Annotated in this window: 20 protein-coding genes and 1 pseudogene; 9 read left to right on the forward strand and 12 right to left on the reverse strand. The window is 69.5% G+C overall.

The annotated features are described in order from the left end of the window. The 4 genes from HC028_RS10295 to HC028_RS10310 form a co-directional block, all read right to left on the reverse strand. Positions 1-144 carry a hypothetical protein gene (locus tag HC028_RS10295; protein ID WP_168075204.1) on the reverse strand — a complete coding sequence of 48 codons (144 nt, stop codon included), beginning with the start codon at positions 142-144 and terminating at the stop codon, positions 1-3. A 61-nt stretch (positions 145-205) separates the two neighbouring features. Continuing rightward, the gene (locus tag HC028_RS10300) at positions 206-1,915 is read right to left on the reverse strand and encodes an aminotransferase class V-fold PLP-dependent enzyme (protein ID WP_168075718.1); all 1,710 of its coding nucleotides are present in this window, start codon (positions 1,913-1,915) and stop codon (positions 206-208) included. A gap of 327 nt (positions 1,916-2,242) precedes the next feature. Further along, positions 2,243-3,124 (reverse strand): hypothetical protein, encoded by an 882-nt coding sequence (locus tag HC028_RS10305; protein ID WP_168075206.1) that lies wholly within the window; start codon positions 3,122-3,124, stop codon positions 2,243-2,245. A gap of 40 nt (positions 3,125-3,164) precedes the next feature. Continuing rightward, entirely contained in the window at positions 3,165-3,314 is a 150-nt protein-coding gene (locus HC028_RS10310) for a hypothetical protein (protein WP_168075208.1), read from the reverse strand. A gap of 295 nt (positions 3,315-3,609) precedes the next feature. Here HC028_RS10310 and HC028_RS10315 point away from each other — a divergent pair, with 295 nt between their 5' ends. From HC028_RS10315 to HC028_RS28435, 5 genes are all read left to right on the forward strand, one after another. Further along, positions 3,610-3,987 carry a hypothetical protein gene (locus HC028_RS10315; protein WP_203981184.1) on the forward strand — a complete coding sequence of 126 codons (378 nt, stop codon included), beginning with the start codon at positions 3,610-3,612 and terminating at the stop codon, positions 3,985-3,987. Between the two features lie 69 nt (positions 3,988-4,056). Further along, positions 4,057-5,007 (forward strand): DUF4388 domain-containing protein, encoded by a 951-nt coding sequence (locus tag HC028_RS10320; RefSeq protein ID WP_168075722.1) that lies wholly within the window; start codon positions 4,057-4,059, stop codon positions 5,005-5,007. Positions 5,008-5,043: 36 nt separating this feature from the next. Next, entirely contained in the window at positions 5,044-5,571 is a 528-nt protein-coding gene (locus HC028_RS10325) for a roadblock/LC7 domain-containing protein (RefSeq protein WP_168075724.1), read from the forward strand. A gap of 162 nt (positions 5,572-5,733) precedes the next feature. Continuing rightward, positions 5,734-6,105 (forward strand): hypothetical protein, encoded by a 372-nt coding sequence (locus HC028_RS10330; protein WP_168075962.1) that lies wholly within the window; start codon positions 5,734-5,736, stop codon positions 6,103-6,105. 844 nt (positions 6,106-6,949) lie between these two features. Next, positions 6,950-7,189 carry a winged helix-turn-helix domain-containing protein gene (locus tag HC028_RS28435; protein ID WP_168075726.1) on the forward strand — a complete coding sequence of 80 codons (240 nt, stop codon included), beginning with the start codon at positions 6,950-6,952 and terminating at the stop codon, positions 7,187-7,189. A gap of 605 nt (positions 7,190-7,794) precedes the next feature. On the opposite strand, the gene HC028_RS27510 is transcribed toward HC028_RS28435, so the two are convergent. The 7 genes and pseudogenes from HC028_RS27510 to HC028_RS10365 all read right to left on the reverse strand — a co-directional run bounded on the left by HC028_RS27510 (position 7,795) and on the right by HC028_RS10365 (position 10,745). Further along, positions 7,795-8,013, reverse strand: coding sequence for a PIN domain-containing protein (locus HC028_RS27510; protein ID WP_240939956.1), 219 nt, complete (start codon positions 8,011-8,013; stop codon positions 7,795-7,797). A gap of 192 nt (positions 8,014-8,205) precedes the next feature. Continuing rightward, on the reverse strand, positions 8,206-8,409 hold the full coding sequence (locus tag HC028_RS10345; protein WP_205861323.1) for a hypothetical protein: 204 nt from the start codon (positions 8,407-8,409) through the stop codon (positions 8,206-8,208). A gap of 53 nt (positions 8,410-8,462) precedes the next feature. Next, positions 8,463-8,564, reverse strand: a pseudogene (locus tag HC028_RS27030) (peptide-methionine (S)-S-oxide reductase MsrA); the annotation flags it as partial. Between the two features lie 20 nt (positions 8,565-8,584). Then, positions 8,585-9,103 (reverse strand): type II toxin-antitoxin system RelE family toxin, encoded by a 519-nt coding sequence (locus tag HC028_RS10350; RefSeq protein ID WP_168075728.1) that lies wholly within the window; start codon positions 9,101-9,103, stop codon positions 8,585-8,587. 3 nt (positions 9,104-9,106) lie between these two features. Beyond that, positions 9,107-9,415 (reverse strand): type II toxin-antitoxin system Phd/YefM family antitoxin, encoded by a 309-nt coding sequence (locus tag HC028_RS10355; RefSeq protein ID WP_168075730.1) that lies wholly within the window; start codon positions 9,413-9,415, stop codon positions 9,107-9,109. Between the two features lie 59 nt (positions 9,416-9,474). Then, the gene (gene msrA, locus HC028_RS10360) at positions 9,475-10,131 is read right to left on the reverse strand and encodes a peptide-methionine (S)-S-oxide reductase MsrA (protein ID WP_168075732.1); all 657 of its coding nucleotides are present in this window, start codon (positions 10,129-10,131) and stop codon (positions 9,475-9,477) included. A 161-nt stretch (positions 10,132-10,292) separates the two neighbouring features. Further along, the gene (locus tag HC028_RS10365) at positions 10,293-10,745 is read right to left on the reverse strand and encodes an HIT family protein (protein ID WP_203981185.1); all 453 of its coding nucleotides are present in this window, start codon (positions 10,743-10,745) and stop codon (positions 10,293-10,295) included. 3 nt (positions 10,746-10,748) lie between these two features. Between HC028_RS10365 and HC028_RS10370 the strand changes: the two genes are divergently transcribed. The 4 genes from HC028_RS10370 to ilvA are packed head-to-tail and all read left to right on the forward strand — an operon-like array spanning position 10,749 to position 15,272. Beyond that, positions 10,749-11,906, forward strand: a complete 1,158-nt coding sequence (locus HC028_RS10370; protein ID WP_168075736.1) for a cystathionine gamma-synthase — start codon at positions 10,749-10,751, stop codon at positions 11,904-11,906. Between the two features lie 32 nt (positions 11,907-11,938). Continuing rightward, positions 11,939-13,339 (forward strand): amidase, encoded by a 1,401-nt coding sequence (locus HC028_RS10375; RefSeq protein WP_168075738.1) that lies wholly within the window; start codon positions 11,939-11,941, stop codon positions 13,337-13,339. Continuing rightward, entirely contained in the window at positions 13,282-14,043 is a 762-nt protein-coding gene (locus HC028_RS10380; RefSeq protein ID WP_168075739.1) for a hypothetical protein, read from the forward strand. The genes HC028_RS10375 and HC028_RS10380 overlap by 58 nt, the downstream gene beginning before the upstream one ends. Beyond that, complete coding sequence (ilvA, locus tag HC028_RS10385; protein WP_168075741.1) at positions 14,040-15,272, forward strand: threonine ammonia-lyase; 1,233 nt, start codon at positions 14,040-14,042, stop codon at positions 15,270-15,272. The genes HC028_RS10380 and ilvA overlap by 4 nt, the downstream gene beginning before the upstream one ends. A 6-nt stretch (positions 15,273-15,278) precedes the next feature. Here the strand turns inward: ilvA and greA are convergent, their stop codons facing one another. Continuing rightward, positions 15,279-15,773 carry a transcription elongation factor GreA gene (gene greA / locus HC028_RS10390; protein ID WP_168075966.1) on the reverse strand — a complete coding sequence of 165 codons (495 nt, stop codon included), beginning with the start codon at positions 15,771-15,773 and terminating at the stop codon, positions 15,279-15,281. Positions 15,774-15,816: the final 43 nt, after the last annotated feature.

The raw sequence follows: 15,816 nt of genomic DNA on the forward strand, positions 1-15,816 counted from the left end.
CTACGGCTCGGGTACGGCGATCACGTCGACCAGGGCACCCCGGCGCAGCACCGTGATCGGCAGCCGGGTGCCGATCGCCGGCCCGAGCGCGTCCGCGTCGTCGAGGGCGTCGGCGTCCGCGGCGGGGATGTTCGGCGGCTCCATGCCGGTGACAACTTCCCCGTACCGACGATTGATGCCCGTCGCGGTTACGCCGACGGCGTAGTCACTGCAGGCACTCGTCGGGAAGTTCGAACCAGCGCAGCTCCTCGAACCCCGGCGACACCGCCGATCCGGCGTGCCCGTCGGTCCAGGGCCGCTCCGCCAGCCTCAGGCACAGCGCACGCGCCTCGCGCAGGTAACCCTCGAAAGCCGCCTCGCCGGCGCGCTCGTGATGCGCCGGCCAGCGCAGGTTCCCGTCCGCGTCGTACGAGAGCTGGTCGAGCCGCAGCGGCGGCTCCACCAGCCCGCCCTTGTGGCGCCACAGCCCCGTGTACGGGTCGAACCGGTACTCCGGCAGCAGCGCCCACCCGCTGGTGGCGACCAGGTGCACCGCGTCGATGATGTACCAGAACACCGCAGGCGAGACGAAGTAGTTGAAGCTGACGCGTACCCAACCGGGTTTGATCCCCTCGCAGCCGGCCACGATCTCCTCCTCGAAGCGGTGCGACCGCTCGATGTCGATGCCGAGCAGGCGGTGCCCGTACGGTCCGGCACACGAGCAGCCGCCCCGGGACTGGATGCCGAACAGATCGTTGAGCAGCGCCACCACGAAGTTGTGGTGCAGATAGCGACCGCTCGGCCGGCGCACCACGAACGACACGATCGACAGCCGTTCGGCGTCGAGGTTGCCGAGGATCTCGATCGCCGGGTTGGCCAGCCAGGACTCGACGGCGTGGCGCAGGAAGTGCTCCTCTTGCGCCCGAATCACGTCGATCCCGACCGCCTTCTTGAGCTGGAACACCAGGCCCGCGCGGACCGACTCGATGATCGCCGGCGTGCCGCCCTCCTCGCGGTGGGCCGGGTCGGAGATGTAGTGGTGCTCGGTCGGGTTGACGTAGTCGACCGTGCCGCCGCCGGGCACCGTCGGCACGCGGTTGCGCAGCAGTTCCCGGCGCACGATCAACACCCCGGGGGTACCGGGGCCGCCGACGAACTTGTGCGGCGAGATGAACATCGCGTCCTTGCCGCGCATGGTCATATCCACGTAAGGCGCCGCGGCGGCGAAGTCCCAGAACGACAGCGCGCCGTGGCGGTGCAGCACGGCCGAGATGGCGTGGGTGTCGGTGACGATGCCCGTGACGTTCGAGGCGGCCGAGAACGACCCGATCTTCAGCGGACGGTCGGCGTAGCGGATCAACTCGGCCTCGAGGCGGGCGATGTCGATGTGCCCGTCGGCGTCCTCCGGGATGGTCACCAGATCCGCGATCGACTCGCGCCACGGCAACTCGTTGGAGTGGTGCTCGAACGGGCCGATAAACACCACCGGGCGCTCCCGGGCCGGGATCCGGTCGCTGAGCGCGTACCGGTCGTCGAGATCGGCGGGGATGCGCAGCCCGAGGATGTGCACGATCTTGTCGATCGCGCCGGTCGATCCAGAGCCGGTGAAAATGACCACCGTATCGTCATCGCCGTCGACCGCCTCGCGGATGATGCGCCGGGCGTCCTCACGGAGTCGGGTCGTCTGCAGGCCCGTACCGGAGGACTCGGTGTGCGTGTTGGCGTATCGGGGGAGGACCTCGTCGCAGATGAAGCGTTCGATGAACTCCAACGCCCGGCCGGAGGCGGTGTAGTCGGCGTACGTCACGCGGCGCGGCCCGTACGGTCCCCACATCACCTGGTCGTCGCCGATGACCGATTCACGGATCCGTTCCAGCAGGGGACTGTTCGGTGCCGGATCAGGGCTCAGGTTCGGCACCGCTTCGGTACCGTTCATCGATTCATTATGGCCCGCCCGGACCCGCGTACCCGCTGAAGATTTTCAGCGCGGATCGCACACGCTGTCCGCCGGCTGAAGTCACGGCCTGATTACGTTCGGTTCAGAAGTTCGACGAGAACCCCGGACCTTGAATCGATGGTGGTGGCGTCGCGGCATCCGCCAAGGCCCGACGACACCATGGACCCGCCCGTACGGCTAGGCATGCCCCAGCCGATGCGACACCGTCCCAGGTGTTGTGCCGAGGGGTGGGTCACGGCGGGGGAGGGTACGCGATTCAACGCTGTCCCCGCAGCGATCGTGCGGTCGCGTACCCTCGCCCCGTCCCTAGCTGTAGCGGCGCCAGACGTCGCGCAGCGGTTCCCAGCTCTCGCCCAGCCCCTCCGACCAGTACGCCAGGAGGTAGGCGGCGATCGGAGCGTTCGCGTCCGACCACCACACGCCGCACACGGGTTTGCCGGTAGCGTCATTGGTCGTCTTGTACGCGAACTCGACGTAGCGACCGTTTACCGTGCCGGAGGTCGTCTTCTTCGTGGTCGGTTCGCCGACGCCGGGTGCGAGCCGTTTGGCGTCGATGTTCTGGGCGAGAAACTTCGTGTACGCCTTGTCCCGTTCGTCGGGTGACTTGTACGTGACGAAGAAGATGGTGGCGTTGGCGTAGTGGCAGGCCACTCGGGAGTCTTCGCCGTCGCCGAGGCGCGGGCCGTCCTTGTCGCCGTTCTTGGCGCAGCCGGTGATCCAGGGGAGCCAGGAGTTGGCGATGGGGGTGAGCTCGTTGGGGAACTTCGGCGTGTTGAGCTGGCGCTGCGTGTGTTCGAACAGCGGCAGCACCTGCGCGGTGCTGGTAGCGGGCGATCGTTTCTCCGGCGGCGCGGGTGCCGGAGTGCTCTGGTGTCCGACCAGGTAGCCGGTCGGTCCGAAGACGAGGAGTCCGGCGAGCAGGCCGAGGAGCGCGGCGCGGACGACCGGCCCGCGCGCCGGTTTCGGGACCGGAGTGATGCGTGGCTGCCAGGACGGGGATCCTGGTCCGCCGTCGGGGAACAGCGACCACGAGTCGACGGGCGGCGCCGGCTGTGGCTGTGGAGACGCCGGTGCCTGGTAGGTCGGCTGCTCGGGGGCTGGCGGATCGGAGGTTGGCGGCTGACCCTGCCCGTTCTGGAACGGGCCGTATCTGCCGCCGCCCTCCTCGCCTGGAACCGTGGACGTCATCGACACAATCAGCAGGTACGCCGGCGCCGCGCCGTCCAGATCAGTCCGGTTCCCCGTACTTCGCGCCGTGCTCGTACTGGTGCATCGAGGCGTCGATCCGCGCCGCCGGCTTCGCCACCCGCCCGTACCACGTCGACGTGCCGTCCTTCGGCGGCGCAGTTACTGACCTCGGCCCGTCCTCGCCGGACACCGCCGACTGGTGTCACATCGCCAGACGTCATTCGGTTGACCCGGACACCAAGGGCTTCCGGGCGGTGAACGGACACACAGTGCGACAGGTGGCCGAACGATGACATACTGTTTCCGGCCGTGTGCGGTTGTGGGGCGTGTGACAGGGGAAGCCAGGTTGCGAGCAGAACATCAGCGGCCGATTCCGCCGGCACCTGGGAGAAGGTCTCCGCTTCTTCTTCTCCTCGTCCACCGGCCCGAGCGCCTAGAGGCTGAGAGCAGCTGTGCCCAGCATTGACAATCATTTAGGGCGAGCGATGGCGCTACCTGGGGCCGTCGGCGCCAGCCTCGTCGACTGCACCACCGGCATGGCACTCGGCAGCGCCGGGGCCGTTCCCGGCGGCGACGGGGAGGCCGCAGCCGCCGGCACAGCAGAGGTCCTGTACGCCGCGTCCGCTCGGGCGCCGTTCGCCTCCGCCCGACCCCACGACGCCGTCGAGGACCTCATCGTCACCACCGCCAGTGGCTACCACCTGTTGCGGACCGTGCCGGTCCCGTTCGGCAGCCAGTTGGTCCTGTACCTCTGGCTCGACCGGCCGGACGGCAACCTCGCGATGGCTCGGCGACGCCTCGCCGAAATCGCCGACGACCTGATGAGAACGCCCCCCGACGCACCGGCCGGATCCGCGGCGTAGGTCGATCGCCGTACGCCCTGGTGCTGCCCTGCGCCGTCCACCGCCCAACCACCCCTTCCACGAGGAGCCATGCCCAAAACCGGCCGTCAGCCCGAGTCCGCCCAACCCGGCGAGCTGCTGTCCCAGCTGGCCGACGAGGGCGAGACGGGGACGCTGTACGTCGACGGCGTCCCCGGCGGCACGGTGCACCTGATCGACGGCCGGGTGAGCTACGTCGAGTCCCCGGCCGCGCCCGGTGTCGGCACGCTGTTCACCGCATCGGGCCGGCTGGCGGAACGCACCTGGCGGGCGGCGGTCGAGGCCGGTGGCGCCGACCACCGGGTCGGCCCGCTCCTGGTCGAGCAGGGTCACCTCATGCAAAGTGAGCTGGAACTCTGCGTGCTGGCAGCGATCTACGACGCGGCGTTCTTCGTACTGACCCCGGACGCCGTGCCGGTTCGTTTCGCGCCCGGCGAGTTGCACTGGCTCGGCCGGGTCGTCGAGGTCGAGGTCGCGGCGCTGGAGCGCGAGACCAGCCGGCGACGCCGGGTGCTCGACGAGATCCTCCCGGAGTTGTCGGTCGATCACGCCCCGGTCACTCCAGTCCGGCGACCGCCGGTTCAACGGGTGGTGCTGACGGCCGCGCAGTGGGAGCTGGTGGTGCACGCCGACGGCCGGCGGACAGCCGCCGACCTGTCGCATCTGCTCGGCCGCCCTGGGTACGCGACGCTGCAGGAGCTACGCCGGCTGTCCGCGGCCGGGCTGCTGCGGGACACCATGGAGCCCGACCCGCCATCCTCCGGCGGGGAATCCAGCGGGGAGCCCAGCGCGGTCGACATCCGTTCCGCCGAGCCACCACCGGCGGGCGGGGACAAATCATCGATCAGCACCACGGCCGCGATCCGCCGGCAGGGCGGTCCACGGCGGCCGCGGCACGCAGCCCCGCAACCCGGTAGCCCCGACGGTGCCGGGTCGCTGCCCGCCACGCCGGACGACGCGTTTCTCGACCGGGTCCGCGCCGCGTTGAAGGCGCTGCGGTGACTTGTGCTGACCCACGACAGTGAAGGAGAACCAACCGTGAGCACCAATCCGGCGGTACTGGCGGAGTTGGCCGACCTGCGCCGGCGCCTGCCGGAACTCGCAGGCACCGTGCTCGCCACCACCGACGGCCTGCTGCTGGCGCACGACGCGCACGACCTCGAGCCCGACAGCGTCGCCGCGCTCGCCGCGGCGCACCTCGCCCTGGCACAACGCTTCGCCGACGCGGTGGGCCACGGTGAGCTGCGGGAGACGGTCATCGAGTGCGGCAACGGCTACCTGACCACGTACGCGGCGGGTCCGAACGCGGTGCTGGCGCTGGTGACCCGGAAGGACGCCAACTTGGCCCGGGCACACCTGGAAGCGCGGCGTACCACCGCCAAGGTCGGTGCCCTGATCGCAGCGAACCCACCGGATTCCCCGCCCCCGCCGGTCGCGCCGGCCGTGCCGGCCGTGCCGATAATTCCCGCCCAGGTCCCGCCGCTGACACGGCGGACGCCGATGGCGGCGCTTGCGGACCTCGTCCCCACGGAACCCGGCTTCTGGCTGAACCCGCCGCAGCGTTGACCGCTCCCCACCACCTGGCCGGTGGCAGCACCGTCACCAGCCACCACCGAAACGCGTCCGGTGAGAGCCGGGCGAACCACCTCACCGGTGCGGCTGATGCCGCCCGGCGACCGGGCCCGCCGCCGCGGCGGGCCGCCACCCCAATGTGAAACTGGAGGAACCGTGGCTGACATGGATACCGCACTGAAGGAAGCGATGAATATCGACGGCGCGGTCGGCGTCGCGATCGTCGACTACAGCAGCGGCATGGCACTGGGCATCGCCGGCGGCGGCAAGGACTTCGACCTGAACGTTGCTGCCGCCGGAAACACGGACGTGGTGCGGGCGAAGATGCGCACGATGGAGATGCTCCATCTGAACGAGGAGATCGAGGACATCCTCATCACACTGGACACCCAGTACCACCTGATCCGTCCGCTGACCGGCCGGTCGAGCAAGGGCCTGTTCCTGTATCTGGCGCTGCACAAGGACCGCGCCAACCTGGCGCTGGCCCGCCACCACATGCGCCGCATCGAGGCCGACCTCGAAATCTGACGCTGCTGCCAGGGCGCCGTGCCATCCGGAGAATCGACGGCAGGGTGCCCTGGCCTCACAAGCGTGTGTCCGGCACCTAGAACGGTGAGCAGGACACGTAGCACGGGTCAGCGCGGGGAAGAAGTCGACCTACTCCCGGTCGCCGCCGCGCTCTCCGCACGTCTAAAACTGACGGTTATCGTTGACGCCTGGGAGGCTGTCTAGGCACCTCAGGTAATGGCCCTTCATCTGCTGCCAGTGCCGTCGCTCGTCGCACGGGTGAACCCGCCCGCAGCAGCACAGCCCGCACCCGTCGAGGTAATGCTCGGCGAGTCTCGCCTCGGCGTAACCGACCTGGGCCCTGGCGTACTCGGCAAATGCCTCCGATAGATAGATCGTGCCCACGGCGTCACTCGCCCATGGGACGCCGGTACTTCCGGCCGGCACCGTTTCGCCGTTCGTTGACCGGTTGGCATGCGGCTCGCATGCCAACCTGAGCGAGCCGAAGCGGTGGGCATGGATGGAAGGAGCGCTGACGTCGGCAAGTAGTCGCCAGACAGAACCCGTCGACGCCGACCTCGTGCGCATCCCATAGGGATCGAGCGATCCGCCACATCAACTGGTGCTGGCACTCGGTAGGCGGAGTAAGCGGTGGGCTATTGGGGTCGTACGGCAGTCCCGTCATGCCATCCCCTCGTTCGATTGCCGCAACTGTTTCGAGACGTGGATGTCCGAGCGTGAGAACCCGCCCGGGCATCCACGCCGATGAGGACGGCCCGACAGCGCCAACCGAAGGGAACGACCTCGTAAGCAACCTCCCATGGGTAGCGTTGGGTAGTCAAGGGCAGGCGTAGGTGGTGTACTCGTGGTGCCAACCGAGGGGAACACCGTGCCGCCGCGTTACCGCTACGAACAGATCGCTGACGACCTCGCCGAGCGCATCGCGTCCGGAGAGTTCGCGCCCGGCTCCAAGCTGCCCAGTCGGCGGGAACTCATCGAGCACTACGGCGTCACCGAGCCGGTGATCGACCGGGCCATGCAAATACTGCGGATCAAGGGAATTACCGAAACATTGCCCGGCGTGGGAGTGTTCGTCGCCGAATAGGCAAACCGCCCCGGTTCAGAGTTGACCGAGGGCTTGGCACGCCGTCGATGGAGTCTGCGGGCGGCCGTTCCCGAACCCGGAGAAACTGAGCCACAGCTTGTTCAGCACCCGTTCGCCGCACGCCAGGGTCTCGATCGACCTCAGCGCTGACTGCACAGCCTTAATCCGCTGGTCTGGGAGTCAGCGCGCCGCTCGCGCTCGGCCTGCTGGCGGCGCTAGGGCGCCGGCATCGGCCGCCGCGGCGGCGAGACGCCGAAAGACGTCACCTGTCGCTGTGGCCGAGTACCGCCGCGGCCTGGTCCTCGAATTCGTCAACGGCCGAGTTTCCCCGGTACGACTGAAGCACCCGCCGTACGACCTTGATGCGGTCGGTGCTGCGAGCGCTGGTGGTGCTCGCCGACAGGTGCAAGGCCCGAAGCCGGACGACGAGAGCGGGTAGTCCGGCGTCCGGCGCGGGGGAGGCTCAGCTGCTCGTGGTCTTACCGACGCCGACCGGGCAGGTCATCCCGTTAGGTCCGATTCCGTAGTACCCGTCTTTATTACGGTCAAAGTACTGCTGGTGATTTTCATGGGCGTGCAGGAAGCTGCGTCGAACTGAGTCGGGCTTATTTCGATCCGATCAGGGTGAGCCCGTGGTGCTGGCTGAACTCCGGGTAGTCCTTGACGTTCAGGGTCGCCAGTGGGAGGCCTTCGGTGAGGCAGCACGCCGCGATCCAGGTGTCGTTGACCGGCGTAGTCCTGCCGCGCCGCTGACCCGCAGCCGCAAGTCGACCCCAGGTTTGAGCTACAGCGAGGTCATAGCCCAACTGCACCTGACCGGACAACTAAAGTTCCGGCCGTTGCCGGTTACGCGGACCCCAGTCACGAAGCTCAGCCCACTTAGTCATCTCGCCGACCGTCACGAACGTGACGCATGTCAGCTTGCCGGCGAGGAGAGCCGACATTGGCGACGTCAACCGACCGCGAAAGCTCAACGACGCAACGTCGGTGTCGAGCACCACATAGTCCGACACCGGCTACGCCATGTCTGAACGGCGAGCGGCGTAGGTAAACGCCAGGAACTCGTCCAGCTCTTCGTCGGTTTCGAAGATGCCCTCGCACACAAGGTCATCCACTGACTTGATCGGCTTCAGACCGCGTCGGCGGACCTGCTCATCGAGAGACGCGTGGGGGCGGCGTCCGGTCTGCGGCTGTTCGATGCGTTCTGCTCCGCTCGCCATGTACACCCTCCTCGCATTCAGTCTGTCAGGTTGCGGTCCAGTTCGATGCCCCGTCAGGCATCGGTCTTGGCGACCCCGACCGGGCAGGTCATCCCGTTAGGCCCGATCCCGCAGTACCCACCGGGATTCTTGTCCAGGTACTGCTGGTGGTAGTCCTACCGCTCGGGTCATATTTCTACTTGGGCCTCGACATGTAGGCGCCCCACAGGTCGACGGCCTCTTGAAGGTCCAAGGCTGCGACCTCCTCCCGTTGCATGCCGACCGTGAAGATCAGTCTCTCTGCGAGCCAGTCGGGTACGGGCTGTCTAGGGGTGGGGTTCGTGGCGACGATGCCGCCCGCGGCGCGCCCGAGTTGTTCGATGACCCGGGCGAGTCTGACAAGCTCAGGACGTGTCGGACCGGCTTCCTTGATGCGCGCTGTCGCCTCTGCGTAGACCTCCGCGTCGGCCCGTACGCCGACAGCCCATACTTCGCAGACCTCGACCGTCTTGTCGTCGGTGATCCGATAGACGATGCGCCAGGTGTTGCGACCTACGACGAGTTTTCGGAAGCCTGTCAGTTCGCCGCCGAGCGGATAACCGGCCTCGGGGTTCTCTTCGAGTAGTAGAACCTTCTTCAGCACCTTAGGGACCGCATCGGGGCCGATCCGCCGCAGGTCGTCGACGGCCGCTTCGGTGAAACTGACTTCGACCATCGGTCACTCGTCGTCTGGCAGCGCCGCCAGCGATTCGCGGGTGTGCCCGAATGCCTTGAGCACGTCATCGAGCGGGGTGCGCGCACCGTTGTCCGTCGCCGTCCGGGCGAGCACAAGAGCGAGATCCCGAAGGTCTGCTGCTGCCTCTTCGATCTCGTTGAGGCGCTGCATGCTCACCACTGCGGCGACTGCCTGATTCCGGCGCGTCACGACGACTTCGGATCCGTGCTCGGCGTCAGCAACCAGTCCAGCGACCCCCCGCTGGGTGGCTTCGCTCACGCTGACCCGATGGGCGTCATGAAGGATGGTCATATCAAAAATGTACAGAAAGATATACAGAATCGCGAGGGGTTAGCGGCCAGCTGAGCCGGTCAGGCTTCCGATTTTGCGACCCCGACCGGGCAGGTCATCCCGTTAGGTCCGATTCCGCAGTACCCACCGGGGTTCTTCTCCAGGTACTGCTGGTGGTAGTCCTCGGCGTAGTAGTAAGGGCCGGCCTTCGCGATCTCGGTGGTGATCTCGCCGTACCCGGCGTCCTGCACGACCGGCGCGAACGCCTCGCGCGACGCGAGCGCCTCGGCCAACTGCTCGTCGGTGGTGGCGTAGATGGCCGAGCGGTACTGCGTACCGATGTCGTTGCCCTGCCGCATGCCCTGGGTCGGGTCGTGGTTTTCCCAGAAGACCTTGAGCAGCTGCCCGTACGAGATGACCGACGGGTCGAACACGACCTGCACCGCCTCGGTGTGGCCGGTCAGGCCGGAGCAGGTCTCCTCGTACGTGGGGTTGGGTGTGATGCCGCCGGCGTAGCCGACCGAGGTCGAGTAGACGCCGGGCAGCCGCCAGAAGATCCGCTCGGCGCCCCAGAAGCAGCCCATCCCGACGATGGCCACCTGGTGACCGGCCGGCCAGGGGCCGGTGAGGGGAGTGCCCAGCACCGTGTGGCGCCCGGCCACCGGCATCGGCGTGTCCCGGCCGGGCAGCGCTTCCTCGGGGGTGGGCAGGTCGAGCTTCTTGCGACGCAGGAACACGGTCAGACTCCCTTCGCAGTCCCGCTCTCAAGCATGCCGCGCCGCGCTCCCGCTTGCGCGTTGCGGCAACGGTGATCAACGTAACCGCTCCGGTCACGGGCGCCGACCGCGCGGGGATCCGCGGCGGTCTGACGCTCGTGACGGCCACGGGGAGGTGACCGTCAGGTGAGGGCGGTGTACGCCGCCGCGATCCGCGCGGCGTACTCCGCCGCCTCTTCATCAGAGGCGTACTTGGTGCGGGGCCAGAAGAAGCCCCGCAGACCGTCGCCCTTGGTCCGCGGTACGACGTGGGTGTGCAGGTGCGGCACGGACTGCGACACTTTGTTGTTGATCGCGATGAACGTGCCGCCCGCGCCGAGCCCGCCCTCGACCGCCCCTGACAGCCGCTGGACAAAGGAGAAGTAGTCCGGCAGCACCGCGGCGGGGAGATCGGCCACGGTGACCAGGTGCTCGCGCGGCGCCACGAGCACGTGCCCCTTGAACACCGGCCGAGTGTCGAGGAAGGCAACGGCCGACGCGGTGGCCGCGACCTCGAAGGCCGGCACTGAGCCGGCGACGACGCCGCAGAAGACACATCCCGTCACGCCGATCACCGTAGCGGCGGATAGTGTCATCCCATGACGAACGGTCAACGACGGCCCGGTTTCGACACCCTCGCGATCCACGCCGGGCAGGAGCCCGATCCGCGTACCGGTGCAGTTGTTCCGCCGATCTACCAGACGAGCACGTACGCCCAGGACGCGGTCGGTGATCCCCGTCTCGGGTACGAGTACAGCCGCAGCGGCAACCCGACCCGCGACGCCCTGCAGGAGTGCCTCGCCGCGCTCGAAGGCGGGCGCCGGGGCCTCGCGTTCGCCAGCGGCCTCGCCGCCGAGGACACCCTGCTGCGCACCGTCTGCCAGCCCGGCGACCACGTGGTGATCCCCGGTGACGCGTACGGCGGCACCTACCGCCTCTTCGCCCGGGTGGCCCAGCGCTGGGGCCTGGAATTCACCCCGGCCGACCTCTCCGACATCGACGCCGTTCGGGCGGCCCTCACCCCGCGTACCAAAATCATCTGGGCCGAGACGCCCACCAATCCGCTGCTCGGCATCGCCGACATCGCCGCCCTCGGGGGCGTCGCGCACGACAACGACGCCCTGCTCGTCGTCGACAACACGTTCGCGTCGCCGTACCTGCAGCAGCCGATCGCCCACGGCGCCGACATCGTCGTGCACTCGACCACGAAGTACGTCGGCGGCCACTCCGACGTCGTCGGCGGCGCCCTCATCGTGGCCGACTCCGCGCTCGGCGAGGAGCTTGCCTACCACCAGAACGCGATGGGCGCGATCAACGGGCCGTTCGACGCCTGGCTCACCCTCCGCGGCGTCAAGACCCTGGGCGTACGCATGGAGCGGCACTGCGACAACGCCGAGCGCGTCGCCGAGTTCCTCCTGGGGCACGAAGCGGTCAGCGAGGTGCTCTACCCGGGACTACCCGAGCACCCCGGCCACGACGTCGCGGCCAAGCAGATGCGTCGCTTCGGGGGGATGATTAGCTTCCGGGCCGCCGGTGGCGAAGCGGCCGCGGTGGAGATCTGCAACCGGGCCAGGCTGTTCGTGCTGGGAGAGTCGCTGGGCGGCGTCGAGTCGCTCATCGAGCATCCGGGTCGGATGACCCACGCCAGCGCCGCCGGCTCACCGCTCGAGGTGCCGGCCGACCTGGTGCGGCTGTCCGTCGGGATTGAGACGGTTGACGATCTGTTGGGCGATCTGGAACAGGCGCTCGCTCGTTAGGGCAGTCAGGCGTTTAACTCAGGGAGGGCGCGATGCTCGGCCAGGCCGGTAGGTGGGTGGGCGCCAGCGCGCGGCAGGTCGCGCGGGCGGTGCGGCGGGGTGATACCTCGGCGACCGCCGTGATCGCGGATCACCTCGACTACATCCGTCAGTACGACGGCATCGTCCGCGCGTTCCGGGAGATTCGCGCCGTGGAGGCGCTGTCCGAGGCGGAGGCCGTCGACGAGCAGCCCGAGCTGGGCAACCTGCCCCTGGCCGGGGTGCCGGTCGCGGTCAAGGAGAACACCCCGGTCGTCGGCGTGCGTACCTGGAACGGGTCGGAAGCGGCGGCGGGCCCGGTCGCCGAGCGCGACCACGAGGTCGTCCGCCGCCTGCGGGGTGCCGGCGCCATCGTGGTCGGCACGACCCGGATGCCGGAGCTCGGCCTGTTCGCCACGACCGACGACGCGAGCGCCATCACCCGCAATCCGTGGCGCACCGACCGTACGCCCGGCGGATCGTCCGGCGGCGCTGCCGCCGCTGTCGCGGCGGGTCTGGTGCCGATCGCGCACGGCAACGACGGCTTCGGCTCGGTCCGCATTCCCGCCGCCTGCTGCGGCATCGTCGGCATCAAGCCCGGGCGCGGCGTCGTGCCTGCCGGGATCGGTGCCACCGACTGGTTCGGCCTGGCCGAGCACGGGATCCTCGCCACCACGGTGGCCGACGCCGCCATCGGATTCTCGGTGCTGGCCGGACGCGCGCCCGACCGGTTGGTCGAGCCGGACCGGCTGCGGGTGGCGGTGTCACTGCGCTCGCCCGTCGCGGGCGTCTTCCCGGACGCCGACGCCTGCCGCGCCGCCGGAACGGCCGCGCGCGTGCTGGTACGCCTCGGCCACGACGCCGTGCGCGCGGATCCGGCGTACCCGTTGGGGCTGGCCCGGTCCGCGTTCGCCACCTGGTTCGCTGCCGCCTACCGCGACGCCACGGAGGCCGGCCTCGACCTGGACGCGCTGCAGCCGCGTACCCGTCGCCACGTCGCGTTGGGTGAGCGCGCCCTGCGTGCCGGCCTCGTACGCGAGCTCGACCGCGACGCGTGGCGGGAGCGCTGCCGCGACTGGTTCGCAGACGGGGCCTTCGACGTGCTCCTGACGCCCGCGCTGGCCACCGCGCCGCCGGTCGCCGCGGCCTGGCACAGCCGGTCGTGGCAGGCCAATCTGATCGCTTCCCTGCGGTACGCGCCGTACGCGGCGCCGTGGAACATCGCCGGCTTCCCGGGGATCGTCGTGCCGATGGGCGTACGAAACGACGGGCTGCCCGCCGCGGTCCAGCTCATCGGACGGCCTGGCAGTGAGCTGACCCTGCTCGGCGTGGCAGGCCAGCTCGAGGCGACCGCGCCGTGGCGGCGACACGCGCCGGGCTGGCCCCGGGTGCGGCAGCGCAGCCGGGTCGCGTGACCGGCACCGAGCCGGCGTCCGTGCGCCCCGTCGCCAGCCGCGCCACCGCGCTCATGGTCGCGACGGCCGGGGCGGCCCTGACCGATCTGGTGTGGGCGTTCACCCCGCTGGCCTCGGTGTGGTCCGTGCACGAGGCGGCCGCTCGCGGCGGTCAACTGCCCGGCGCCGTGCTCCTCGCCTCCAACGTCGGTGTCCTCGCGTTGATGGCCGTGACGCACGTGACCGCCTGGGCTCTCCTGGCCGGCTGGCTTCTTCGCGCGGAGGCCAATGCCCGGGTACTAGCTCCTGGCCAACGTCCGCCCCGCCGCACGGCGGAGGTCTGGTTCGCGCCCGCGTCCGTCGCCGGCGCGGTCGCCCGGGCCAGCCGGTGCCGGCGCCCCGCGGCGCTGGTGTGGTCGTGGTGGCTGGCCTGGCTTGCCGGAGCGGCCGCCCTGCTGGCTGGTACGGCCCTGACGTGGCCATCCGAGCTGCGCGCCATGCTGGTGCGGGTGTGGGGCGGCGCGACCGTCGACGTGGACCGGGCCGGCGAGCTGCTCGGATACCAGATCGCCGGCCGCCTGCCCGGCGCCGTCCTGCTGCTGGCCGCGGCGGTGCTCGGGGTGGTGGCGGTCGACCGGGTGACCACGGCTCAGTACGACCGGTTCGACGAGCTGCGGTCCTCCGAGTGCCCGCCCTCGGAGCAAATGGCACGATCGCGTACATGACCCTGGCAACGGAGCTGGTGACCCTCGCGGACGTCGAAGCCGCGCGCAAGCTGCTCGACGGCGTGATCCGGGTCACGCCGATCGAGCCGTGCCGGCCGTTGCAGGCCAAGCTCAGCGGCCCGGCGTGGCTGAAGTGTGAGCACCTCCAGCGGGCCGGCTCATTCAAGATCCGCGGAGCGTACGTGCGTATCGCCCGGCTCTCCGACGCCGAGCGCGCGCGGGGCGTGGTGGCGGCGAGCGCCGGCAACCATGCGCAGGGGGTGGCGCTCGCGGCCGGGCTGATGAACACCGCGTCCACCGTCTTCATGCCGATCGGGGCGCCCTTGCCGAAGATCGCGGCGACCAAGGGGTACGGCGCCAAGGTGAAGCTCGTCGGCAACACCGTCGACGAGTCCCTCGCCGCGGCGAAGGAGTACGCCGAGGCCAGCGGTGCGGTCTTCATCCACCCGTTCGACCACCCGGACGTGATCGCCGGGCAGGGCACGCTGGCCCTGGAACTGCTGGAACAGTGCCCGGACGTACGCACGATCGTCGTGGGGATCGGCGGCGGCGGGCTGATCGCGGGCGTGGCAGTGGCGATCAAGGCACTGCGCCCCGACGTGCGGCTGATCGGCGTGCAGGCGGCCGGCGCGGCCGCGTTCCCACCGTCGCTGGCCTCCGGACACCCGGTGCGGCTGCCGACGTTCACGACGATCGCCGACGGGATCGCGGTCGGACGCCCCGGCGACGTGACCTTCGCCCACGTGAGCAAGCTCGTCGACCAGGTCGTCACGGTCACTGACGAGGACATCTCGCGGGCGCTGCTCATGTTGATGGAGCGCGGCAAGCAGGTGGTGGAGCCGGCCGGGGCGGTTGGCGTGGCCGCGCTGCTGGCCGGCGTGGTGCCGGTCGTGACGCCGGCCGTAGCCGTCCTGAGCGGCGGCAACATCGATCCGCTGCTGATGCTGCGCCTCATCGAGCACGGGCTCGCCGCCGCCGGCCGGTACCTGGCGTTCACGGTGCGGTGCGTTGACCGTCCGGGGCAGCTCGCCCGTCTGCTCGGTCTGATCGCCGAGGGGGGCGCGAACGTCGTGGACGTCGAGCACCGCCGGCACGACCCGCGGCTGCGGCTGGGAGAGGTGGAGGTCGCGCTGTCGGTGGAGACCCGCGGTGCCGAGCACTCCGACCGGCTGGTCAGCGCGCTGCGCTCCGCGGGTTACACCGTGACGTTCCCCGGCTCCCTGGCCTAGGCCCGGTCAGCCCGCAAAAGGCCCGAACGAGACGACGGTGACCTTCACCTCGGCGCCGCTCGGCGCGGTGTAGGTGACGGTGTCGCCCGTCTGGGCCCCGAGGATCGCCTTGCCCAGCGCCGACTCCGGGCTGTAGACGGTCAGGTCGGTGGTTGAGGCGATCTCACGCGAGCCGAGCAGGAACGTCTCGGTGTCGTCCGCGTCGTCGTCGAACTGGATCGTGACGACCGTGCCGGCGGCGACCGCGTCGCTCTTCGGTGCCTCGCCGACCTTCGCATCGCGCAGGAGCTGCTGCAGGTACCGGATGCGGCCCTCCTGCTTGCCCTGCTCCTCGCGGGCAGCGTGGTAACCGCCGTTCTCCTTCAGGTCGCCCTCCTCGCGCCGGGCGTTGATCTCCGCGGCGATGATGGGGCGGTTGGCGATAAGCTCGTCCAGCTCGGCCTTCAGCCGGTCGTATGCATCCTGAGAGAGCCAGGTGGCGTTTTCTCCACGGTCGTTGATCGACACTGAAGATCTCCTCTGATTGCTGCGGCCGACAGGGTCA

The organism is Planosporangium flavigriseum, from assembly GCF_011947225.1.
Lineage (GTDB): Bacteria > Actinomycetota > Actinomycetes > Mycobacteriales > Micromonosporaceae > Planosporangium > Planosporangium flavigriseum.

Bases quoted from the DNA above. Each gene is read 5' to 3' on its own strand.
- HC028_RS10295 (WP_168075204.1), bottom strand. From the start codon at position 144: ATGGAGCCGCCGAACATCCCCGCCGCGGACGCCGACGCCCTCGACGAC.
- HC028_RS10300 (WP_168075718.1), bottom strand. From the start codon at position 1,915: ATGAACGGTACCGAAGCGGTGCCGAACCTGAGCCCTGATCCGGCACCG.
- HC028_RS10305 (WP_168075206.1), bottom strand. From the start codon at position 3,124: ATGACGTCCACGGTTCCAGGCGAGGAGGGCGGCGGCAGATACGGCCCG.
- HC028_RS10315 (WP_203981184.1), top strand. From the start codon at position 3,610: ATGGCGCTACCTGGGGCCGTCGGCGCCAGCCTCGTCGACTGCACCACC.
- HC028_RS10320 (WP_168075722.1), top strand. From the start codon at position 4,057: ATGCCCAAAACCGGCCGTCAGCCCGAGTCCGCCCAACCCGGCGAGCTG.
- HC028_RS10345 (WP_205861323.1), bottom strand. From the start codon at position 8,409: ATGGCGAGCGGAGCAGAACGCATCGAACAGCCGCAGACCGGACGCCGC.
- HC028_RS10350 (WP_168075728.1), bottom strand. From the start codon at position 9,103: ATGGTCGAAGTCAGTTTCACCGAAGCGGCCGTCGACGACCTGCGGCGG.
- HC028_RS10355 (WP_168075730.1), bottom strand. From the start codon at position 9,415: ATGACCATCCTTCATGACGCCCATCGGGTCAGCGTGAGCGAAGCCACC.
- HC028_RS10365 (WP_203981185.1), bottom strand. From the start codon at position 10,745: ATGACACTATCCGCCGCTACGGTGATCGGCGTGACGGGATGTGTCTTC.
- HC028_RS10370 (WP_168075736.1), top strand. From the start codon at position 10,749: ATGACGAACGGTCAACGACGGCCCGGTTTCGACACCCTCGCGATCCAC.
- HC028_RS10375 (WP_168075738.1), top strand. From the start codon at position 11,939: ATGCTCGGCCAGGCCGGTAGGTGGGTGGGCGCCAGCGCGCGGCAGGTC.
- ilvA (WP_168075741.1), top strand. From the start codon at position 14,040: ATGACCCTGGCAACGGAGCTGGTGACCCTCGCGGACGTCGAAGCCGCG.